The sequence below is a fragment of the Enterobacter cloacae complex sp. IR5458 genome, assembly GCF_049238025.1.
Classification (GTDB): domain Bacteria; phylum Pseudomonadota; class Gammaproteobacteria; order Enterobacterales; family Enterobacteriaceae; genus Enterobacter; species Enterobacter kobei.
In genome coordinates, this window is record NZ_JBMKIF010000032.1 from 1 (window position 1) to 19,590 (window position 19,590).

The 19,590-nt window shown below is 50.4% G+C and carries 27 protein-coding genes; 16 read left to right on the top strand and 11 right to left on the bottom strand.

Annotated features, from left to right (window positions below; translation table 11 throughout):
• Nucleotides 1-37 precede the first annotated feature (37 nt).
• The 10 genes from ACOTYN_RS20680 to ACOTYN_RS20725 form a co-directional block, all read right to left on the bottom strand.
• Nucleotides 38-760, bottom strand: a complete 723-nt coding sequence (locus ACOTYN_RS20680) for a hypothetical protein (protein WP_421634772.1) — start codon at nucleotides 758-760, stop codon at nucleotides 38-40.
• A gap of 41 nt (nucleotides 761-801) precedes the next feature.
• Complete coding sequence (locus tag ACOTYN_RS20685; protein ID WP_068794933.1) at nucleotides 802-1,977, bottom strand: site-specific integrase; 1,176 nt, start codon at nucleotides 1,975-1,977, stop codon at nucleotides 802-804.
• On the bottom strand, nucleotides 1,938-2,144 hold the full coding sequence (locus tag ACOTYN_RS20690; RefSeq protein ID WP_071882644.1) for an excisionase: 207 nt from the start codon (nucleotides 2,142-2,144) through the stop codon (nucleotides 1,938-1,940). The genes ACOTYN_RS20685 and ACOTYN_RS20690 overlap by 40 nt, the downstream gene beginning before the upstream one ends.
• Nucleotides 2,145-2,178: 34 nt before the next feature.
• Complete coding sequence (locus ACOTYN_RS20695; protein WP_045892054.1) at nucleotides 2,179-2,751, bottom strand: 3'-5' exonuclease; 573 nt, start codon at nucleotides 2,749-2,751, stop codon at nucleotides 2,179-2,181.
• A gap of 34 nt (nucleotides 2,752-2,785) precedes the next feature.
• On the bottom strand, nucleotides 2,786-3,037 hold the full coding sequence (locus ACOTYN_RS20700; RefSeq protein WP_332958886.1) for a hypothetical protein: 252 nt from the start codon (nucleotides 3,035-3,037) through the stop codon (nucleotides 2,786-2,788).
• Nucleotides 3,034-3,231, bottom strand: a complete 198-nt coding sequence (locus ACOTYN_RS20705) for a hypothetical protein (RefSeq protein ID WP_016247400.1) — start codon at nucleotides 3,229-3,231, stop codon at nucleotides 3,034-3,036. Before ACOTYN_RS20705 ends, ACOTYN_RS20700 begins: the two co-directional genes overlap by 4 nt.
• A complete protein-coding gene (locus ACOTYN_RS20710) occupies nucleotides 3,219-3,758 on the bottom strand; it encodes an HD family hydrolase (protein WP_332958883.1) in 540 nt (179 codons plus the stop codon). Before ACOTYN_RS20710 ends, ACOTYN_RS20705 begins: the two co-directional genes overlap by 13 nt.
• Nucleotides 3,759-3,893: 135 nt before the next feature.
• Entirely contained in the window at nucleotides 3,894-4,724 is an 831-nt protein-coding gene (locus tag ACOTYN_RS20715; RefSeq protein WP_332958881.1) for a YfdQ family protein, read from the bottom strand.
• 53 nt (nucleotides 4,725-4,777) lie between these two features.
• A complete protein-coding gene (locus ACOTYN_RS20720) occupies nucleotides 4,778-5,149 on the bottom strand; it encodes a hypothetical protein (RefSeq protein WP_016247397.1) in 372 nt (123 codons plus the stop codon).
• 677 nt (nucleotides 5,150-5,826) lie between these two features.
• Nucleotides 5,827-6,486: a LexA family protein gene (locus ACOTYN_RS20725; RefSeq protein ID WP_180245432.1), complete on the bottom strand. Its 660-nt coding sequence runs from the start codon at nucleotides 6,484-6,486 to the stop codon at nucleotides 5,827-5,829.
• A 92-nt stretch (nucleotides 6,487-6,578) separates the two neighbouring features.
• Here ACOTYN_RS20725 and ACOTYN_RS20730 point away from each other — a divergent pair, with 92 nt between their 5' ends.
• The 10 genes from ACOTYN_RS20730 (at nucleotide 6,579) to ACOTYN_RS20775 (ending at nucleotide 14,696) form a co-directional block, all read left to right on the top strand.
• Entirely contained in the window at nucleotides 6,579-6,767 is a 189-nt protein-coding gene (locus tag ACOTYN_RS20730; RefSeq protein WP_058662304.1) for a Cro/CI family transcriptional regulator, read from the top strand.
• A gap of 37 nt (nucleotides 6,768-6,804) precedes the next feature.
• Nucleotides 6,805-7,353 (top strand): YmfL family putative regulatory protein, encoded by a 549-nt coding sequence (locus tag ACOTYN_RS20735; RefSeq protein ID WP_320701211.1) that lies wholly within the window; start codon nucleotides 6,805-6,807, stop codon nucleotides 7,351-7,353.
• Between the two features lie 172 nt (nucleotides 7,354-7,525).
• Nucleotides 7,526-7,705 carry a DUF4222 domain-containing protein gene (locus ACOTYN_RS20740; RefSeq protein WP_020690687.1) on the top strand — a complete coding sequence of 60 codons (180 nt, stop codon included), beginning with the start codon at nucleotides 7,526-7,528 and terminating at the stop codon, nucleotides 7,703-7,705.
• Nucleotides 7,695-8,558, top strand: coding sequence for a conserved phage C-terminal domain-containing protein (locus ACOTYN_RS20745; protein ID WP_332958871.1), 864 nt, complete (start codon nucleotides 7,695-7,697; stop codon nucleotides 8,556-8,558). Before ACOTYN_RS20740 ends, ACOTYN_RS20745 begins: the two co-directional genes overlap by 11 nt.
• On the top strand, nucleotides 8,555-9,454 hold the full coding sequence (locus ACOTYN_RS20750; protein WP_369700816.1) for a phage N-6-adenine-methyltransferase: 900 nt from the start codon (nucleotides 8,555-8,557) through the stop codon (nucleotides 9,452-9,454). Before ACOTYN_RS20745 ends, ACOTYN_RS20750 begins: the two co-directional genes overlap by 4 nt.
• Nucleotides 9,447-11,384 carry a DNA cytosine methyltransferase gene (locus ACOTYN_RS20755; RefSeq protein WP_332958868.1) on the top strand — a complete coding sequence of 646 codons (1,938 nt, stop codon included), beginning with the start codon at nucleotides 9,447-9,449 and terminating at the stop codon, nucleotides 11,382-11,384. The genes ACOTYN_RS20750 and ACOTYN_RS20755 overlap by 8 nt, the downstream gene beginning before the upstream one ends.
• 14 nt (nucleotides 11,385-11,398) lie before the next feature.
• On the top strand, nucleotides 11,399-12,091 hold the full coding sequence (locus ACOTYN_RS20760) for a phage antirepressor KilAC domain-containing protein (RefSeq protein ID WP_332958866.1): 693 nt from the start codon (nucleotides 11,399-11,401) through the stop codon (nucleotides 12,089-12,091).
• The gene (locus tag ACOTYN_RS20765) at nucleotides 12,088-13,149 is read left to right on the top strand and encodes a DUF968 domain-containing protein (RefSeq protein ID WP_320701214.1); all 1,062 of its coding nucleotides are present in this window, start codon (nucleotides 12,088-12,090) and stop codon (nucleotides 13,147-13,149) included. Before ACOTYN_RS20760 ends, ACOTYN_RS20765 begins: the two co-directional genes overlap by 4 nt.
• A gap of 17 nt (nucleotides 13,150-13,166) precedes the next feature.
• On the top strand, nucleotides 13,167-13,553 hold the full coding sequence (locus tag ACOTYN_RS20770) for an antiterminator Q family protein (protein ID WP_320701215.1): 387 nt from the start codon (nucleotides 13,167-13,169) through the stop codon (nucleotides 13,551-13,553).
• A gap of 147 nt (nucleotides 13,554-13,700) precedes the next feature.
• Nucleotides 13,701-14,696: a pesticin C-terminus-like muramidase gene (locus ACOTYN_RS20775; RefSeq protein ID WP_320701216.1), complete on the top strand. Its 996-nt coding sequence runs from the start codon at nucleotides 13,701-13,703 to the stop codon at nucleotides 14,694-14,696.
• Nucleotides 14,697-14,720: 24 nt separating this feature from the next.
• Here the strand turns inward: ACOTYN_RS20775 and ACOTYN_RS20780 are convergent, their stop codons facing one another.
• Nucleotides 14,721-15,131, bottom strand: coding sequence for a hypothetical protein (locus ACOTYN_RS20780; protein ID WP_320701217.1), 411 nt, complete (start codon nucleotides 15,129-15,131; stop codon nucleotides 14,721-14,723).
• Nucleotides 15,132-15,280: 149 nt separating this feature from the next.
• On the opposite strand from ACOTYN_RS20780, the gene ACOTYN_RS20785 reads away from it, so the two are divergent.
• From ACOTYN_RS20785 to ACOTYN_RS20810, 6 genes are all read left to right on the top strand, one after another.
• Entirely contained in the window at nucleotides 15,281-15,496 is a 216-nt protein-coding gene (locus tag ACOTYN_RS20785; protein ID WP_332958859.1) for a class II holin family protein, read from the top strand.
• Nucleotides 15,496-16,029, top strand: coding sequence for a lysozyme (locus ACOTYN_RS20790; protein WP_320701242.1), 534 nt, complete (start codon nucleotides 15,496-15,498; stop codon nucleotides 16,027-16,029). The genes ACOTYN_RS20785 and ACOTYN_RS20790 overlap by 1 nt, the downstream gene beginning before the upstream one ends.
• Complete coding sequence (locus tag ACOTYN_RS20795) at nucleotides 16,029-16,544, top strand: hypothetical protein (protein ID WP_332958855.1); 516 nt, start codon at nucleotides 16,029-16,031, stop codon at nucleotides 16,542-16,544. The genes ACOTYN_RS20790 and ACOTYN_RS20795 overlap by 1 nt, the downstream gene beginning before the upstream one ends.
• 209 nt (nucleotides 16,545-16,753) lie before the next feature.
• Nucleotides 16,754-17,257: a DUF1441 family protein gene (locus tag ACOTYN_RS20800; protein WP_332958853.1), complete on the top strand. Its 504-nt coding sequence runs from the start codon at nucleotides 16,754-16,756 to the stop codon at nucleotides 17,255-17,257.
• A gap of 3 nt (nucleotides 17,258-17,260) precedes the next feature.
• The gene (locus tag ACOTYN_RS20805; RefSeq protein ID WP_332958851.1) at nucleotides 17,261-19,378 is read left to right on the top strand and encodes a phage terminase large subunit family protein; all 2,118 of its coding nucleotides are present in this window, start codon (nucleotides 17,261-17,263) and stop codon (nucleotides 19,376-19,378) included.
• Nucleotides 19,375-19,590 (top strand): hypothetical protein, encoded by a 216-nt coding sequence (locus tag ACOTYN_RS20810; protein ID WP_332958849.1) that lies wholly within the window; start codon nucleotides 19,375-19,377, stop codon nucleotides 19,588-19,590. The genes ACOTYN_RS20805 and ACOTYN_RS20810 overlap by 4 nt, the downstream gene beginning before the upstream one ends.

A 19,590-nucleotide genomic window follows, 5' to 3' on the forward strand; every position in this document is an offset into this window, starting at 1 on the left:
GAATGAAGATTCCGACGTTACTAACTGAGTGTTGTATCTAATCGTGGGGGCAGGTCACACCCCGTATTGTGTATCTATTAATCTGATACTTAGATGAAAAATACTCCTTTTTTGTTGTTCCGGAGATTTCTTCGTATTCAATTGTTAGCTCTGGGCCATCGATTGTAGTTAACATATCTTCATGGGAACGAGTTTTATCTAAAAGATAGTTTGAAAGCAACATAGGTATTAGCATTGGGATGCGTAGATTAACTTCTTCCTTATTAACACTCCAAGGGAGAATATAGACAATATCTGTATATTCTTCTTCTTGTGAATACCACTGAGATTCGCCAAAGCCTAAGATGGATATGTAGCTGTGTCCTTGAACTTCAAATTGATAGCAGTATTCATTTGCGCTTATGGCAGTTTTATAGTCATTGGTTAGATAGTTATGTTCATTATCTAGTTTTCGAATTCCATTTAATTTTAAGTGTTTTTCATAATCAAATATCCATTTGTATTTGAATTTTAATGCAGGTCCAAGGCCTACATTTAACACTGGAAGGAAAGGGGTATAATTCCTCGATAAAGCATTGAAAGCAATATTTCTTTCTATTTTTGTTTTATCGAGTTTTATTTTTACTTCTTTGGTAATTATCTGCGCTTTGTTTGATAATTTTCTTTGGATAACGGTTTGCCTTATAGCCAAATAAGCAGCCACTGCTGATAATGCACTTGCTGTCAAACCACCATATCCGAGCCAAGCGGGGTCTGCCATATCTTTGAATTCCTGCCTTGTATTTAGGCAGGAATTATTTCTCAAATCTTCACATTCTTCAAGGTTGTGATTGAGGTGTTGTTATCATAATCCTTAAGATACCTTCCGTAATGACGAAAGAGCATCTCTGGTCCTTTGTGACCCATCTGTGTTGCCAACCAAAACAAGTTTACTCCACTGCTGATCAGACGCGTAGCGAATGTATGTCGAGTCTGGTAAGGATTACGGTATCTGATACCCGCCTTTCGTAGTGTTGGCACCCAAGCTTTCTTCCTGATGGCATCTGCGCTGGCCCATGGCTTGCTTGTTTTAGGATCCTCAAAGACACAACTATCCTTCATAAAGGTAAAGGATTTTTGCTCCATTAACGCTAACATTGCCTGCTCGGTTAATTCAACCTTACGTTTTCCCGCCTTTGTTTTGGTTCCCTTAGTCACTCCTGAAACGCTCGCGGTTTGGACATGAGCAGTTTTCTCAACGAAGTCAATGTCCCTCCAGCGGAGTGCGCATAGTTCCGAACTGCGTAGACCTGTATGAAGTGCAAATCTAAATAAGTTTTCCCATTGCTTATTCCCCGCTGATGTTAACAGTGCGTTTACCTCTGCTGGAGATAGTGGGTCAACAACATAGGTACTTTCCGCGTCACTCTTGTTGCTTTGATATCTTGATGCTGTTACCTGTGAAACTGGATTAATTTGCAAAACACCATCAGTTACAGCTTCATCAAGGGAGGAGCGTAGAAACGATAACTGGTTACGTATCGTCTTTAAGGTTGTTTTCTGATTCTGAATCCATGTTTTTAATGCTGCCGGTGTTAACTCACTGGCCGGGAAAATGTGAAGTTCAGACAGTGCGCTACGGCATTTTTTATACCCGCCAATGGTGGAGGGGGAAAGATTCCTCGTTTCGCAGATCTTCAAGTATTCATCAAGATACATTTTCACTGTTTTCCCGGTCGCAGCATTTCCGAAAATTTTCAACCTCACCGAACGAGGGAAATACTCAGCATAGATAAATGTTCCACGCTCGATTTTGTTGTGGATTTCGCCGAGCGTACGCTCGGCATATTTAAGGTTTTTGTTGTTCACTTCTAGATTTGAAAGGGGTTCTCTGCATTTCACCCCCTTGTATGTGAACGTTATATTGATGGTTTCACCACTGCTATGCTTCCTGATGGTTACGCCGCGTGGGAGTTTAGGCGATTCTTTCGTGCCCATTTTGCAACCTCACTAAGATCTATCCATCTCTCCTTAACGCCTTCAACTTTAAGCACTTGCACCCCTTCTCGCCAAACACCGCGTTGTACACGCTTATTGATTGCATCAGGGGTCTCGCCAGTCTCTTTGCAATAAGTTGAGATGGGAACACAATCGAGGCTCAGCATATACTTCTCCATTAACCCGGCTGCACCCGAGTAATTAAAATTTGTCGCTGGTGGTAGGGTTCAGTTTCTGCCAAATTGCTGACACATATTTTGCCTGGTGTCGCGCATCAGCCAGGGCATTGTGCACATCGCCAATAAAAGGCATGTCACGCTTCGGATCGAAACCGACACTGCGACCGAGCGTAACAATAGTGCGCACATCGTGATCGTTCCAAAAGGCCCAGGGGCAAATGCGGCCGGCGCGTTCGTAAGCTCCACGCAGAATCACATTGTCAAAGGTGGCACCGTTACCCCAGACCTTCATGTATTTTGGATTATCTGCGTGCCGGTGAATGAAATGGCTCAGTTCCGACAGTGCATCAGTGATATGCAGCACATCATCAACACAAATAGCTGAGCGCGCTTCCGAGCTTTGTTTGAGCCACCAAAGAATAGTATCTCCGTCCGGTACCGCACCCTGATCCATTGCGCTTTCAAGCGAGACGGCCGTATAGAATTCTTGGCCAAGTTCACCTGTATGAGGGTTAAAAAAGACGGCACCAATTGAGACGATCGGCGCGTTTGGCTTTTTTCCCATTGATTCGAGGTCAATCATTAAGTCGTTCAATTTCTTTCTCCATTGTTACATCTTGGCTTTTGATTCACTGGTGGCTGTAGCGCGAGTCGGCGTTGTCGCTGATGTGGCAATAATGAGCCCCGTCAGGACGAGTACAAATTGTCCCGCACCTATCACATGGCAATATGGCTTCCAGCTCCGCGATCCGCTCCTCTGCTTTTGACAACTGCTCGAGAAGTTCTTCTGCTAACGTCACGCGCATCACGACTTTCTGACAGTCGTGGCGTTTGGCTCTGGCGATTGTGCCGTGCAGAGTCGCATATTTGTTGGTGGTCATTGGACGGACTCCTGACGAAGATGGTTAATTTCGGCGTCAAGGCTCATTCGCTGGTCCATCGATTCCGTCAAGGCTGCAAATGTAACGTCAAGGCGAGTGGCTACCTCACGCATCAGAGAGGCTTCTGCTGGTGGCAGTTTCCCCGCCGCAGCATGGGCTGCGGCAACAAGTTCTTTTATCTTCATGCGAGGCATGCGCGTGATTCCGTAAGCTCATTGAAACGGTTAATGAACAAGCCATATGCCTGGCCTGGGCGAAGAGGAACGATCTGGATAATGTCGCTGGCCGCAATACCTTCGAGGCAAGGCCAGAGTGAGCCGTCGTCGATATCCAGATCGCGGCGTTCCGTGGCAAGCATCACCAGATCGGCGTATTTCACTACCGCTGACATATCAGGGGTGATGCTGAATTTGGCCCGGATCAGCTGTTCTACCCGTTCTTCAATGCGACGGTAATCTGGAAGCAATGCTTTCAGGGGGGCAGGGATGTCCTGGCAATAGGCTTCAGCTGCGTCATGCATCAGGGCTTCAAAGGCAAACTCTGGCGGCACAATTTGGCTGCACAGTACTGAGTGCTGGGCCACGCTGTAAAATTCAGGCAGATGACCACTGAAGCGGAAGATGTGGGAAAGTGCGGTCGCAATATCCTCGATCTCTGCGTCGTCAGTGGTTGAATTGAGGTAATCGAATTTCTTACCTGAAAGTGTCTGGATATAACTCATCGTATTTTCTTCTCTATATTTGGCAGCTGCACCTGCGCCAGTTTTTGGTTGTACGAATCCCTCGCCATTGGCGATTCATAAAGGGAATTACGCTTCAATAAATCCCCGCGGCGCCGGGGATTTAATGCAGAGAAATTACGCTTTAAAGTTACCGATAAAGGTTTCAACCGGCTTGTCGGTGAACTTCTCGATCAGCAGGTCACGGAACTCGTTGGCGATAGCTTCTTCCTGGGCTTCCAGTTGAACGATGCGGAGTACAAACACCGGTTCCCCGCTTTTAAGCAGGCTGTTACGCAGGCTAAAGCGGCGTTCGCCCAGGCCTTCATATGGCACGCATTTGAACTCGAAGGCGACAGGCATCACGTCTTTACTGCTGGCTTCAACGCTCTGCATCAGGGACTTTCTGCCGCCAAAATCTTCGTCTTCATGAGCTGCTTCCGAGACTTGTTTGATATTGACGCGACGAACGGCACCAGCTGCCTGCGCGATGGACAACACATTCCCGTCGGCATCAAATGCGCTCAGGAAGTCGGCCCAGTCCTCCAGCCATTCAGCAATTTCTTTCTGGCCCAGACGATCCCCGTTTACCTGAAGCAAGGCTCGGAATGGTGCTGTCTTTTTGAGGGTGATAGAGGCGACGTTATCAGCATGGCCAGGATTAGCCAGCGTACCGATATTGAACACGGAGCGTGCGGTCATGTTGTCAGCATCGATAAAGCATCGCGCTGGTTCGGCTTCGTTGGCATAACCAGCTGCATAACGCACAAAGTCAGGAATGCTGGTTGTGGTCATGGCGCCACGGAAGCGAAAACGCTCCAGTCCGAAACGCTCGAGGCTTTCTACATTAACACCTTGAGGAAGCAGGGCAGTCGGGCATGCCGTAACTTTTGCTGCATCCAGGTGATAACCGGACAGAACAAGGTCTTTCACCTGCTGCAGGGCATTGCCGTCTAAAATCTGGGACATAAAATTTCCTTAATATGTGGTCAAAGGGATGTCAGTGATTTGTCTGCTGCGGATCACTGTGCCGCTTTAAGCTTTCCGTCAACGCCGCCGTTGATCCCGAACAGCTGCCCCTGATCTTCCTGCAGAATGGTCAGCTTGCCGCCTTTGTTAACCCACATTGGTGTTTCGGTGGTGTCTTCTTCGGAGGCTTTACCGCGCGGGGTTGGGGTGACGTAGTTCAGCTTGTGCTTGATCTTTACGCGCTTCTCTTCGACGGAGTTACCCATACGCTCAATATCAAAGGTGAGGACTACTTTGCCTTTGGTACCGTTGTTCAGAACGCCAAGCGCGGTAGTGTTTAAAGCTGCCGCGATCTTGTTCATGAACACGCCGGCATCCAGTTCGCCCAGGAAATCGGGCACTACGGTCATGCGGTCATTACTCATGGTTTAACCCTCTGTGAGGCGGCTGCCACCGCCAGTGGAACTTCTCCATACACAACAGAAAAGGGCACCTGCGTAGCACTGACGGCTGCAACCACCATTTCTGCGCCTGGGGGGATTGGGGAATGAGCCCGTCGCCCGGTGATGCCCTTTTCTCTTGTGTAAAAAAGGTGCCCACCGATGTGATGGGCAAAGACTACACACAGCAATGATTTTGTTGTGGCGGTGGTGCCTCCACCTGCCGGACCGGCCAGAACCGGCGACGCTACACCACAAGAAACGTATTCATTTCAAAAGTTGAAATAAAAACTTGTTGGCCTCGTCACGTGCGCAGAGCCGCATTACCACAACTGGAAGCGCACTCTTTCGGTAACAAACCTGCCCCCGCAGTGAAAGAGAGAAGGAGTGCGCTTTCACGTTGTGCCCTTAAAAAGCTGGCTGTCACCCTCAAGGGGAAAGTGAGCAGCCAGAACAGGGATCACTTCTTATTGCTTTGGCCTGCTTTTAACCACATCAGGCGCGGTGGTTCTGCTTTATTACCGCAAAAGTAATAGTAGGTACCCATTGTGTAAATTAAATGTACCTTTAGTTACCTTTTCGGTCAAGCGCGAAATGTACTTTTTGTTACCAGGTGGGGTAAAAAAATGCCAGATGAGCATCCGGCATTAGAAATGAATAACTTAAATATTCTGGGTTATCTGAACAACTTTACCAACAATCCGGCAATTGCCATCTATCGGTATAGGTTTGAAGGAAGGGTTAAGCGGCATCAGATACGCGAAAGGGCTATCCCAGACGAGTTTTTTCACTGTTGCTTCTGCGGAGCCATCAAGTATTGCCACGACTATTTTTCCGTAAAGGTCATCCAGTTGGCCATAGTGTGGTTCAACGATTACGATCGACCCTTCGGGAATAGATGGTAGACCATGTGGGTTAGTCATCGATTCCCCACGAACAACTAAGCCGAATACTTCATCAGAAACGTTTGCAGTGGTTTGCGTCCATGAAATCACATCAGAAAGCCTTGAGCATGCGTAAGTATCAGTCCACGTCCCTGCCTGGACAGCAGAGATAATTGGAACTGCCGTAGGGGGTTTGAGAAAGGGAATAACTTTAGTGTCATCCTGCGCTACATCTCCTTTCCCGTAGAGAATCCATTCAGGCGTGGTTTGCAACGCCATCGCCAGTTGGTGGAGGTTCTCACCATCAGGCTTCGTTGTACCGCTCTCCCATTTAGTAACAGACACGCGGCTAACCCCCAGGCGTTTAGCCAGGGTCTGCTGCGTTATATCGAGCTGGACTCGACGGGATCTTATTCGGTCTTTCATCTCTGTTTTCATGTAACCAATGTTACATTGATTCCTTGTAACTGTTGTTTGCTATTTAATGTACCTTTTGTTACCTTTAAGGCGTGAGCTAACTAGGAGGAACCATGCGTAAATCAGAAGTTATTGAGCACTTTGGCGGTGTATCAAAAACCGCCAGTGTTCTTGGGATCTCCCACCCGGCAGTATGCCGATGGGGAGAGGTTATTCCTCAGAAGCAAGCGTTCGTTATCGAACGAATTACTGAAGGCAAACTTAAGTACGACGCCAGCCTTTATCAGAAGCCTACAGATTAGACATCTGGGAAGAAACCACAGTTATAAGGGGTTAGCCGTGGGTATAGAACCTGAATGGAAAGTAGATAAGCAACCAGCCTGGCTGGTGGCCGCAATCAAGAAAACGATCACCGAGCTTCCGGGCGGGTATTTCGAAGCTGCTGAGTGGTTGGGTGTGACGGAGAACGCGCTGTTTAACCGGCTGCGTACCGATGGTGATCAGATCTTCCCGCTCGGTTGGGCGATGGTGCTTCAACGTGCTGGTGGTTCAAACCACATAGCGAACGCCATTGCACGTCACTCGAACGGTGTTTTCGTGCCATTGGCCGATGTTGAAGAAATTGAGAACGGTGATATCAACCAGCGTCTTATGGAGTCAGTGGAGTGGATCGGCAGGCATTCCCAATACGTTCGTAAAGCTACCGCAGACGGCGTTATTGATGCTCAAGAACGCGCCCAGATTGAAGAGAACAGCTATCAGGTGATGGCTAAGTGGCAGGAACATTTGACGCTGCTTTTCCGTGTGTTTTGCACGCCGGAAAAGAGTGACGCCCGCGAGTGTGCAGCTCCGGGCGTCGTGGCAGACAAATCTTGTATGGAGAAGTAATCCGCATGACCAGTTTAACGGCTTTTAACCGTTTACCGCAACTGAGGATGATCCCGGTACCGGGCGCTCCGTTGTTTCGGTATGAACGCAGAATAGCAAACCGCTGGGTGCCATGTAACCACAGTCGGGCGGTCGCAATTGTGGGGGTTTACTACAGGAAGGCGAAACGCTTATGCGCGAAGTTAACCGAAGGTTCAAAGACCACAGAGGGATCCCCGTTCGGGTTATCCGGTGGGAGCCAGAGACTCAACGAGTTATCTACCTGCGGGATGGTTATAACCACGAATGTTTCAGCCCGCTCGAACAATTCAAGCGCAAGTTTACAGAGTTAAAGGACGACCATGAGCACTAAATTAACGGGTTACGTTTGGGACGCTTGTGCCGCTTCTGGCATGAAGCTGTCCAGCGTTGCCATCATGGCGCGTCTGGCAGACTTCAGCAGTGATGAAGGGGTTAGCTGGCCTTCCATCGCTACCATCGCGCGCCAGATTGGTGCCGGTGAGAGCACGGTTCGAACAGCCATATCTCAACTGGAAAAAGACGGGTGGTTAACCCGCCAGCAGCGCCGGAAAGGCAACCGCAATGCATCGAACGTTTACCAGCTCAATGTTGCGAAATTACAGGCTGCTGCCTTTTCTCACCTGTCAGATTCTGACGCATCAAAATCTGATGCCTCAAAAACCGACGCGTCAAAATCTGAGGCATCAAAAAACGATGAAAAAGACGGTTTTCACCCGTCAGAATCTGGGGGGGATCCGTCAGTAAATACAACTACTGATCCATCAGATAAAAAACATTCTTGTCCGGTTGCTGCGCAACCCGACCCTGTGGTGGTTATCACCGATCAGGCGAAGCAGGTTTTATCACATCTGAACAAGACCACCGGATCACGGTATCAGGTCTGCAAATCATCCTTGGAAAACATCCGGGCTCGCCTGGCTGACGGGTTTACGCCCGATGAGCTGCTGTTGGTGGTGGATTACAGCGTCGAGAAGTGGGGCGAAGATCTGAAAATGGCCGAATATCTGCGCCCAACAACGTTGTTTTTGCCATCTAAATTCCCAGGTTACCTGCAATCCGCAAATAAGTGGAACGCAGCAGGACGCCCAGAACGACATTACTGGGGCTCAATTCGTAAGCATGATCCGATGAAATTTGGTGGGCCAGATAAAGCCATCCCAGCTGGCTTCAGGGGAGCGAAATGATGAGCATGAATGCTGATAACAAATATTGCCGCGCGCTGGCTGAACTGCGCTCAAAGCCAGCGCATGAATTGAAAGAGGTTGGCGATCAGTGGCGCACTCCGGATTTGTTGTTTTGGGGTATCAATTCGATATTTGGGCCGATGGTTCTGGATCTGTTTGCAGACGATAGCAATGCTAAATGCCCTGCATGGTATACCGCCGAAGATAACGCGCTGACGCAGGACTGGTCAGAGCGTCTGGCAGAACTCGGTGGCGCCGCGTTTGCAAATCCGCCATATAGCCGTTCTCAGTACCATGAAAAGCAGGCCATCACTGGCATGACCCACATCATGAATCACACAATGGCGATGCGTGATAAAGGTGGTCGTTACATATACCTCGTGAAGTCAGCCACAAGTGAAACATGGTGGCCGGAAGATGCCGATCACATCATGTTTATTCGTGGTCGTATTGGGTTCGATCTTCCTGTTTGGTTTGTTCCCGCTGACGAGAAGCAGCAACCCACCAGCGCATTTTTTGCCGGGGCAATCGCTGTCTTCGACAAAACCTGGCGTGGTGAAAGCTTCAGCTATATCAATCGCACCGAACTGGAAGAAAAAGGGCGTGCAGCATTGTCATTGGCTCAATTCGCCGCGGCAAAAATGGCCCTTTCGTCGGTGCCGGAAAAAGCAATGCCTACTCCCATTGCAACGGCTGATGCAGAGTCGCGCATCTGGCCGCTGGAGGTTGGTCTGGTATTCAATCAGGTCGAGGGGGCGGATTCTCTGGGGGTGAACCAACAGAACAAGTTGAAGGCCAACATCAACCAACTCTGGCTGGAGCGTGTGCCTACCAGCGAAATAATTAGCGTGGCCGGTGGTCTGGTTAGCAGCATGCAGGGGGCCGTCAATGCGTGAAATCATCGTTGATAACTTTGCCGGTGGTGGCGGCGCGAGTACCGGCATTGAACTGGCCATCGGGCGTAGCGTGGATATCGCTATCAACCACGACGAAAACGCTATTGCGATGCATAAGACGAATCACCCGGACACGCTGCATTATTGCGAGTCGGTGTTTGAAGTTGACCCAAGCGCAGCCACCAGTGGTAAACCTGTCGGTCTGGCCTGGTTTAGCCCTGACTGTCGCCACTTTTCCAAAGCGAAGGGCGCTAAGCCAGTTAAGAAAGAGATTCGCGGGCTGGCGTGGATTGTCTTGCGCTGGGCGCTGGCTGTACGTCCCCGCGTCATGATGCTGGAGAACGTAGAAGAATTTAAGACATGGGGCCCGCTGCTGGATGAAGAATTACGCCCGGATCCTGAGCGTGCTGGTGAAACATTCGAGGCATTTGTCGGCATGCTGTCGACGGGGATCGCGGCGAATCACCCTGCGCTGGCTGAGGTTTGTGAATTCCTTGCCATTGAGCCGCACGGCCAGCAGGCGCAGCAGCTGATCGCCGGGCTTGGTTATGAGGTTGATTATCGGGAGCTGCGCGCATGTGACTACGGCGCGCCGACGATCAGAAAGCGTTTCTTCATGGTCATGCGCTGTGACGGCCGCAAGATTCATTGGCCTGAAGCGACTCATGGTGATCCAAAATCACTGGAAGTACAAAGCGGCAAGCTGGCGCCATGGCGTACAGCGGCGGAGTGCATTGACTGGAATATCCTGGCCCGGTCCATCTTCGACCGCAAAAAGCCGCTGGCGGAAAATACGCTCAAACGTATCGCGCGCGGCATCCAGCGCTTTGTTATCGAAAGCGCATCGCCTTTCATCGTGAAGTGTAACCACACCTCGACGAAAGGAGGTTATGACTGTTTCCGCGGGCAATCGTTGTTAGAGCCATTGCAGACCATCACTAAAAAGCATGGCTACGCGCTGGCGGTACCGCATCTTACTAAATTCCGCACCGGGGCCACCGGGCAGCCAGTGACCGAGCCGGTTCCAACTGTCACCGCTGGTACGTCGGCGCGCCCGGGCGGGAATGGGCATGCGCTTGGCGTAGTTGAGGCCGCCCTGACACCGTTCCTGGCTGGCAATGGCGGCAGTGAGTACCAGGCAAAGCCACGCCCGCTGGATAAACCCGCTCATACAATCCTCAGGCAGTCCCGCGCGTGCGTGGTTGCGCCGGTCATCGCCCGCCAGTTTGGCGCCAGTGTTGGGCACAGGGCTGACGAACCGAGCGCGACGATTACTGCAGGTGGTGGCGGTAAGTCGCAGTTGGTAACCCCAACACTGATCCAGATGGGGTACGGCGAACGCCCAGGGCAAGAACCGCGTGTTCTTCAACTGAATAACCCGCTCGGTACGGTCACTGCTGGTGGTAATAAGTTTGCAACAGTGAGCGCGTTCCTGGCGAAGCACTATGTTGGGAATTACACGGGGCCGGGTGTTGGCATGGATGAGCCTGCCCACTCAGTCACTACTGTTGATCATCACGCGGTAGTTGCGTCGCACCTGGTGAAGCTGCGCGGAACCTGCCGCGACGGTCAGACCATGGATACACCTATGCCGACGATTACCGCTGGTGGCCAGCACGTTGGCGAGGTCCGGACATTCCTCGAAACCTACTGCGGTGATAGCGAGGATGAATGGCTGGTGACGATCGAGGGGGTTAAGTACCAGATCGTCGATATCGGAATGCGCATGCTGCAACCGCATGAGCTTTATAAGGCGCAGGGCTTCCCTGACGGCTACGTTATCGATCAGGACTATCGCGGCAATCGTTACGCCAAAGACAAGCAGGTAGCGCGCTGCGGTAACGCAGTACCGCCGCCGTTCGCTCGTGCGCTGGTAGAAGCAAATCTTCCTGAATTATGTGCAAATCAAAAGGCGGGTGCAGCCGCCTGATATGGAGAAATAGCATGAATCAGTTAACCGCAAAGGGTGTTGTGACAATGTCCAGCCGTGAAATTGCCAGGCTGGTGCAGAGCAAACATGGTGATGTGAAGCGCTCAGCTGAGCGCCTTGCATCTGCTGGTATTTTAACCGCGCCGTTGGCGCACACCCCCTACACACACCCGCAAAACGGGCAAACCTACGAGGAATATTGGTTCAACAAACGTGATTCTCTGGTGATCGTCGCCAGGCTGTCGCCAGAATTTACCGCCGCTGTTGTCGATCGCTGGCAAGAGCTGGAGAACAGCCAGGCCGTAAGTGTCCCGCAAACATTGCCGGAGGCATTACGTCTCGCCGCGGATCTGGCCGAGCAGAAAGAACAACTCAGCCAGCAGTTAGCCGCTGCCGCGCCGAAAATTGAGTTTGTCGAACGGTATTGTACTGCCAAAGGCTCAATGTCTTTCCGACAGGTGGCAAAGCTGTTGCAGGCCAAAGAGACCGATTTCCGCTTGTTCCTCATTGAGAGCGACATTATGTACCGGCTCGGCGGAGTGCTGACACCGCGGCACCAGCACATTGCAGCCGGGCGGTTTGAAGTTAAAACTGGCACTTCGAGCGAAACTAACTACGCCTTTAGCCAGGCACGTTTTACACCCAAAGGCATCGAGTGGATCGGCGGCCTGTGGACGGCACACATCGCTAAGGGGCATGCCGCGTGAGAGGACTGTTTACAGCCGAGACTGTTCCGCGCCTGGGGCTTGTGGTGTTAAAGCCGGGTAGCGAACTGATGTCTCTGTTTCAACAGGGGCGTGTGCTGGTGGAGCCTCAGCCAAAAAGCATGGCTGGGCTTCCGTCGGGGCTCGTCCCTGATGCCAGCCAGCCGCTGGCAGAAGATAAGTCCCTCGAGGAATTCTTCACCGACGAGAGAGTTATCCGTGCAGCAGGCGGTTTGTCCGGGTTGGAATCCTGGTTAGAGCGTAACGTGAAGGAATGCCAGTACCCACACACTGATTATCACCATCATGAGCTGGTATCGATGCGACATCCCCCTGGATCAATGATGCTCTGTTGGCATTGCGATAACCAGCTGCGCGAGCAAACCACCGCGGCGCTGGCAGAACTGGCCCGGCGTAATCTCATTAACTGGCTGATCAGTTCCATCCTGTCTTCGCTTGGCTACAACAACGAGCGTGAACTATCCCTCGGTGAATTGTGCTGGTGGGCCGTTTATTCAGGCATTGCTGATGCAATCACGGAAAGGATGGCCCAGCATGCGCTTCGCTTACCGGATGAGCCGTTTTTATCCGTATATCGAGAAAGTGACATTGTGCCGATGCCCCCGGCAAAAAGCATTTTGCAGAAGAAGGTCACCCCTGCGATCACGGCTGCGAAATTAAAGCATGGAGCAAATCAGGAAGTGGCCTATGACCAGCCAAAGGTTCTGGCTCTGCATGCGGATCCTGAATCCCCTGAATCATTCATGTTGCGCCCAAAACACCGCAGGTGGGTGAATGAGGACTATACCCGGTGGGTTAAAACCCAGCCCTGTGAAGGTTGCCGGCGGCCAGCGGATGATCCGCACCATGTCATTGGTCACGGCATGGGCGGTACCGCCACTAAAGCCCACGATTTGTTCGTGATCCCTCTGTGCAGAGAGTGTCACGACAAACTACATGCTGATGTTACAGCGTTCGAGAAAAAACACGGTACCCAGCTGGAGCTGCTATTCCGGTTTATGAATCGAGCGCTGGCGATCGGCGTAATAACAAAAGCGTAATTGTATGGAGAAAATTTATGCGTGATATTCAGATGGTGCTTGAACGCTACGGTTCTTGGGCTTCAAGTCCGGGGAATGAAATTTACTATTCATCTATCGCTGCTGGATTTAAAGGCTTGCTTCCATCCACAAAGAAAAGTAGACCTTCATGTTGTGATAATGATGGCCTTATCATTAATACTGCCATGTCTCATTTAAAAAAACATGATCCTCATTTATGCATGTTGATCGAGTGGTATTACATACTTTGTATACCTGTAAGGATGATTGGGAAAAAGCTAGGTGTTTCTCATACGCATGTTTTAAAAAGACTTCAAGCTGCAGAAGGTTTTGTTGATGGATGTCTATCAGGTCTTGGAGAGCGGCTTGAGATAGAACGCGAATGTCAGAAAGAAGTAGCGTGAAATAAATTAAAAAAAAGTTGTGGAATTCCAAAAACAGTTCTAATGTGTCCATGGTGGTTATTTCCACTGTTCAAACATACCCTGCCTTTGGCGGGGTTTTTTTGTTTGTGCTCTTTATGAATTTAATTTTTATATTAAGGATGTTTTATGTCTGAAGATACTATGGTTGTTAATGCTTATCCTGTAACACCGGGCTGGACAGGAAGTACATATCCTGGTGGAGTATCTATACCCAATTGGCGCCCACCTGTTCCGCATGTGGCTAACATTGGTCATTACGGTAATTTTAACGTAGTGTCGATCGGTACGGATATTTTTGATACAACTCCTCGTAAGGATAGTAAGATTGATCCTGTAACCGGTGAAATTGCATATGATGATATTGTGTCCATCGAACGAGGTGATCAGCGAGTTCTCATCGTTGAAGTCAAAATGACGGAAGCCCTAGAGGAGTTAAAAAAACTGGGCACTGTCTGGAAAAAAGGTTCTATGTACCTGATTATTGGTAACGGTGATCGTCTAAAATTCAAAGATGTTGGTCAAATGATTGACTTTATTAATAATTCAAATCGTATTGCCAATGAGACATTTATCAGAGCAAAAGAAGGATTTTCTGCCACGGGCTATGTCCCTAAAAACGCCGCAAAACAACCTGATGTTAATTCAGGTGTTACGATTGGAATTGGTGTTGATTTAGGCGGCAAAACAAAAGATTCAATGCTGAATGATGGAGTATCAAAAGAGTTTGTTAAGCTGCTAGAACCTTATCTTGGCCTAAAAGGTAAGGCTGCTCAGGATAAATTGACAAAATCACCACTTGTTATTACTGAAACTCAGGCAATGGATTTGTCTAAAAACTATATCAATAGATTTTCTTCTGGAGTAGCTAGTAAATATCAGACAGCAACTGGAAGCAATTTTTCAAAGTTACCGTTGGGAACTCGGACTGCAATTGTTAGTGTGAGTTATCAATATGGGCAGAATTTGGCTGCTGCAACCCCTGAATTCTGGAAGCAAGTCACTTCAGGTCGGTGGGCAGATGCCGTAAAAAATCTTAATAACTTTAAAGATAACTTCCCAACTCGTAGGCAATCAGAGGCAGCACTTATCCAGGCTGATATTACCGCTGGGAAGTTAAAATAATGAATAAGGAGGGGGTCCCCTCCTTTATTTACATTGAGTATTGTCAGGTGACTCGGAAATTACTGAATATTTTCCAGTATTATTTTTTACAAGTGTTAATAGTGTGACTGATTTATAACTTGCTTGAGTTGGGTTTGCATAGTCGTAGAAACAAGCACTTATTTTACTTCCGTTAACTTTCAGATTTGATAGTGAAAAAGTCCAAGTGTTTTCTTTATTGGTCAACCCATAAATAGTCTGGTCTTCATATTTTACAGGAACGTCGAATCCCATAGCAGGTAATGTCTCGCCTTTCTGAGGGGAACGAGGGGAAAGAGAATTCCTAAAGGTTGAAATGTCAATGTTTTCAATAATTTGATTTGGGTTAACAGTTGCATGTGCACTGTTTTGAAAGAGTGCCATAAAACTTAGTAACGCAAAATATTTTTTTCTCATTACCGGACCTCAGTGAACTAGATGTGTTATCAGGTATATAGGTTAATGATAATCATTCTAAATGATGTAGTCACTTCAGTCATCCTTGTATTGACATTTTTAGCGATTGAAATTCATCAAAAAACACCCGCATGCAGCGAGGTGAGAGCATGTCTCAAATGGACAAAATAACTACTGGCATTTCCTACGGCACCTCGGGAGGCAGTGCCATTTACTGGGTTAGAAGGCTTCTCGACGGCTACACACCTGAACAGTGGGCAGCGATAGGAGTGATCGGTAGTTTACTGTTCGGTTTTCTTACCTTTCTTACCAACCTCTATTTCCAAATCAAAGCGGATCGCCGAAAAGCTGCGCGGGGTGAATGATGTCGAACAAATCAAAGCTCAGCGCAGCAGTGCTGGCGCTAATTGCGTCTGGGGCATCTGCTCCACTCATTTTCGACCAATTCATCAGCGAGAAAGAAGGCAATGCGCTGGTGGCCGTTGTTGATCCGGGTGGGGTCTGGTCTTTATGTCACGGCGTGACCGTTATCGATGGTAGGCGTGTTGTTAAAGGCATGACGGCCACTGAGGAACAATGCCGGAAGGTTAACGCTATTGAACGCGATAAGGCATTAGCCTGGGTTGACCGCACTATCAAAGTGCCTCTGACAGACCCGCAGAAGGTAGGCATCGCATCTTTCTGCCCGTACAACATCGGGCCTGGTAAATGCTTCCCTTCGACGTTCTATAAGCGCATCAACGCTGGTGACCGTAAAGGGGCATGCGAAGCAATCCGCTGGTGGATTAAAGACGGTGGCCGTGATTGTCGACTAACTAAAGGTCAGAAGAATGGCTGCTATGGTCAGGTTGAGCGACGAGACCAGGAAAGCGCGCTGGCGTGCTGGGGGTTGGACTGATGAAAATTAATCCGTCTCTTATCTTCGTAGTCGTTGTTGCTGTCCTTTCTGTCGCCCTCGTTAAGAGTTGCTCGGACGCAAGTAACCTTCAGCGCGATAACGACGTTCTGCGAAGTGACAATTCTTTGCAGGGGCAGGTGATCGCCACGCAGGCATTCAACTTCAATCGATTCAATCAGGTTGCAGAACATGCCAACAGGCTTAACTCCCTGATCGACACCAGCACCGATGAAACCGTAATCGAATACCGGGAGATTCTCCGCCGTGAAAAAACCTGTGATCTGCCTGTTCCTGCTGGCATTGCTGGTGGGCTGCTCGAATACGCGCACCGTTTACGTTCCAGCGCAATGCACGCCGATACCGACGGACCTGACGCAGCCGATGATCGTACCGCTGCCACCAGCTCAATAACGTACTGCCAGGCTGTGCTCTGGATTAAGCCACTGCTGGCCGTTATTGAAAAGGGCAACAACAATTTCGCTGGGATTCGTCAAATCGAACAAGAGCGAAGATGAGAATTATCCCCACTAGGGGGTATTTATTCGAGATTGATTCTCATTTGAAAAGGTACTCCTGACGATTCTGAACACCGAGGGGGCCAGGACGCGCGGAAAACGGCTAGTTTTTTGCATTTTATGGGTTTCATCATCATCCGTTTAACGTATTGATATTTCAGTCCTGATAATTTTCAGGATGTCGAAATGCCTATTTTTTGTTCACCATCATGGATAATGAACTGAAAAATTTCCGGCTGAACATTAATCAGCTGGCAGCCATCACCGATCTGCACCGCCAGACAGTCGCGAGCAAGCTCGCAAATGTTCAGCCGGCACCAGGCAGCAATCCGAAACTCAAGCTTTATGCTGTGACCGATATTCTCCGGGAACTGCTGACGCGCTCCACAACACCGGATCTGGTGGACGTCGACAAAATGCTTCCACCGGATCGTAAAGCGTGGTTTCAGTCTGAGCGAGAACGGCTCAAGTTTCAGCAGGAAACAGGTGAGCTTATCCCTGCGTCAGAAGTGACCAGAGAGTTTTCCTCCATGGCAAAAGCAATGGTTCAGGTGCTGGAGACGTTACCGGATATCCTTGAACGAGATTGCGCAATGACGCCCTCTGCGGTTGTCAGGGTGCAGCAGGTTATTGACGATCTGCGCGATCAGATAGCCCTCAAAGTTGAGCAGGCCGACTCACCGGAACAGGAGGATACGCCAGAAGAGGAGTAAGTCATGCGACAGGCCACGGCAGCGGAAGTCAGGCGTAACGCTTCCGCTATTCTCAAAGCCCCGCGCCGTATGCCTGTGGCTGAGGCGGTTCAAAAATTTATGCGCGTTCCAATGGGCGCCGGTAACTCAGTACCCTGGGATCCTGCTGTAGCACCCTATGTAATCGAGCCGATGAACTGCCTCGCGATGCGTGAATACGATGCGGTGGTGTTCGTTGGCCCGGCCCGAACGGGGAAAACCATCGGCCTGGTGGATGGCTGGGTTGTGTACAACATTGTCTGTGACCCGTCCGATATGTTGGTTGTTCAGATGACGGAAGAGAAAGCCCGGGAGCACTCAAAAAAGCGTCTGGCGCGAACCTTCCGTGTCAGTCCTGAAGTGGCAAAGCGTCTGAGCCCGTTACGTAATGACAACAACGTCCATGATCGTACTTTTCTGGCGGGTAACTATCTCAAGATCGGCTGGCCATCCATCAACATTATGTCGTCGTCAGATTTTAAGTGTGTAGCGCTGACGGATTACGACCGATTTCCTGAAGATATCGACGGTGAGGGGGACGGCTTTACCCTGGCCTCCAAACGTACCACGACCTTTATGTCCGCCGGGATGACGCTGGTGGAGTGCTCTCCGGGGCGTGATATTCGCGACAGCAAATGGCGTCGCAAGTCACCCCATGAAGCACCTCCGACGACAGGCGCACTTTCACTATACAACCGTGGCGATCGCCGTCGCTGGTACTGGCCATGCCCACACTGCGGTGAATATTTTCAGCCAGCCATGGAGGCCATGACCGGCTACCGGGATGAAGCGGATCCGGTTAAAGCCAGTGAGGCGGCACACCTGCTTTGCCCGCACTGCAGCAGCATTATCACTGCGGATAAAAAGCGCGAGCTTAACGGTGCTGGAGTCTGGTTGCGTGAAGGTCAGAGCATTGATCGTGACGGCAACATTTCCGGTGAGCCCCGACGTTCGCGCATAGCGTCGTTTTGGATGGAAGGCCCTGCAGCTGCGTATCAGACGTGGGCACAGCTGGTCTACAAGCTGCTGACCGCTGAGCAGGAGTACGAGGCCACCGGCAGCGAAGAAACCCTCAAGGCGGTTATCAATACCGACTGGGGGCTGCCGTACCTGCCGCGTTCGGCCTGCGAACAGCGACGCGCTGATGCGCTGATGCAGCGGGCGGAGGATTACGGTAAACGCCTGGTCCCGCCTAAGGTGCGTTTTCTGCTGGCGGCCGTTGACGTCCAGGGCGGCAAAAAGCGCCGCTTCGTCGTGCAGATTATCGGCTATGGCGAAAACGGCGAGCGCTGGCTGGTGGACCGCTACAACATCCGCCAGTCGCTACGCTGCAATGAGCACGGCGAGGCGGAGCCTGTTCACCCCGGTGCCTATCCGGAGGACTGGCAACTGCTGGTCTCCGATGTGCTGGAAAAAACCTATGCGCTGCAGTCTGACCCGGCGCGGCGTATGCCGGTGCTGGCGATGGCCGTCGACAGCGGCGGTGAAGAAGGCGTGACCGACAACGCCTATAAATTCTGGAGACAGTGCCGTTGTGATGGCCTGGGTAAACGCGTTTACCTGGTCAAGGGCGACAGTACAAAGCGCCAGAAAATCATCACCAAAACCCACCCGAACAATACCGAACGCAGCGACCGTCGTGCTGATGCGCGTGGAGAGGTGCCGGTGTATCTGCTTCAGACCGACCTGCTCAAGGACCAGCTCAGCAACAATCTGGACCGCGAAACCCCAGGTGGCGGATACATCCATTTTCCTGACTGGCTGGGAGAGTGGTTCTACGAGGAGCTGACCTACGAAGAGCGCGGTGTTGACGGCAAATGGCGAAAACCCGGTAAGGGCGCCAACGAAGCCTTTGACCTGTTCTGCTATGCCCACGCCGTGGCGGTCCTGCGCGGTTACGAAAAAATCCGTGACTGGGAAAAACCGCCGGCATGGGCGGAGCTGCAGGATCTCAATCCAAATATTTTTGAAGGGGAACGCCCCCGGGAGATAACCGTGAAAAAAACAAAACCCGTTCAAACGCCTGTTAAGGCTGAGCCTGAAAAGGACACAGATCTTTCCGGCAGCTGGCTCGGGTCTTCCGGTAAGGGAGGCTGGTTGTGACGAAAGATGACATCTGGAAAACGCTGCTGATGGTGCGCCAGGCCTACCAGGATTCACTCGACGGCAAGAGCATTTCGTTCACCGGCGTGAACGGTCGCGCCATCACCAACCACGATCCGAAAGCGTTGCGCGAAGAGCTTGACTACTGGGAGCGGCGCTGGCGAACGGTTAACTACCGCGGCGGTTCGTACAAACTCGCTAACTTTCTGTAA

Coding starts and splice junctions, on each gene's coding strand:
- ACOTYN_RS20680 (WP_421634772.1), bottom strand. CDS start 760: ATGGCAGACCCCGCTTGGCTCGGATATGGTGGTTTGACAGCAAGTGCA.
- ACOTYN_RS20685 (WP_068794933.1), bottom strand. CDS start 1,977: ATGGGCACGAAAGAATCGCCTAAACTCCCACGCGGCGTAACCATCAGG.
- ACOTYN_RS20690 (WP_071882644.1), bottom strand. CDS start 2,144: ATGCTGAGCCTCGATTGTGTTCCCATCTCAACTTATTGCAAAGAGACT.
- ACOTYN_RS20700 (WP_332958886.1), bottom strand. CDS start 3,037: ATGACCACCAACAAATATGCGACTCTGCACGGCACAATCGCCAGAGCC.
- ACOTYN_RS20705 (WP_016247400.1), bottom strand. CDS start 3,231: ATGCCTCGCATGAAGATAAAAGAACTTGTTGCCGCAGCCCATGCTGCG.
- ACOTYN_RS20710 (WP_332958883.1), bottom strand. CDS start 3,758: ATGAGTTATATCCAGACACTTTCAGGTAAGAAATTCGATTACCTCAAT.
- ACOTYN_RS20715 (WP_332958881.1), bottom strand. CDS start 4,724: ATGTCCCAGATTTTAGACGGCAATGCCCTGCAGCAGGTGAAAGACCTT.
- ACOTYN_RS20720 (WP_016247397.1), bottom strand. CDS start 5,149: ATGAGTAATGACCGCATGACCGTAGTGCCCGATTTCCTGGGCGAACTG.
- ACOTYN_RS20725 (WP_180245432.1), bottom strand. CDS start 6,486: ATGAAAACAGAGATGAAAGACCGAATAAGATCCCGTCGAGTCCAGCTC.
- ACOTYN_RS20730 (WP_058662304.1), top strand. CDS start 6,579: ATGCGTAAATCAGAAGTTATTGAGCACTTTGGCGGTGTATCAAAAACC.
- ACOTYN_RS20740 (WP_020690687.1), top strand. CDS start 7,526: ATGCGCGAAGTTAACCGAAGGTTCAAAGACCACAGAGGGATCCCCGTT.
- ACOTYN_RS20745 (WP_332958871.1), top strand. CDS start 7,695: ATGAGCACTAAATTAACGGGTTACGTTTGGGACGCTTGTGCCGCTTCT.
- ACOTYN_RS20750 (WP_369700816.1), top strand. CDS start 8,555: ATGATGAGCATGAATGCTGATAACAAATATTGCCGCGCGCTGGCTGAA.
- ACOTYN_RS20755 (WP_332958868.1), top strand. CDS start 9,447: ATGCGTGAAATCATCGTTGATAACTTTGCCGGTGGTGGCGGCGCGAGT.
- ACOTYN_RS20760 (WP_332958866.1), top strand. CDS start 11,399: ATGAATCAGTTAACCGCAAAGGGTGTTGTGACAATGTCCAGCCGTGAA.
- ACOTYN_RS20770 (WP_320701215.1), top strand. CDS start 13,167: ATGCGTGATATTCAGATGGTGCTTGAACGCTACGGTTCTTGGGCTTCA.
- ACOTYN_RS20775 (WP_320701216.1), top strand. CDS start 13,701: ATGTCTGAAGATACTATGGTTGTTAATGCTTATCCTGTAACACCGGGC.
- ACOTYN_RS20780 (WP_320701217.1), bottom strand. CDS start 15,131: ATGAGAAAAAAATATTTTGCGTTACTAAGTTTTATGGCACTCTTTCAA.
- ACOTYN_RS20785 (WP_332958859.1), top strand. CDS start 15,281: ATGTCTCAAATGGACAAAATAACTACTGGCATTTCCTACGGCACCTCG.
- ACOTYN_RS20790 (WP_320701242.1), top strand. CDS start 15,496: ATGTCGAACAAATCAAAGCTCAGCGCAGCAGTGCTGGCGCTAATTGCG.
- ACOTYN_RS20795 (WP_332958855.1), top strand. CDS start 16,029: ATGAAAATTAATCCGTCTCTTATCTTCGTAGTCGTTGTTGCTGTCCTT.
- ACOTYN_RS20800 (WP_332958853.1), top strand. CDS start 16,754: ATGGATAATGAACTGAAAAATTTCCGGCTGAACATTAATCAGCTGGCA.
- ACOTYN_RS20805 (WP_332958851.1), top strand. CDS start 17,261: ATGCGACAGGCCACGGCAGCGGAAGTCAGGCGTAACGCTTCCGCTATT.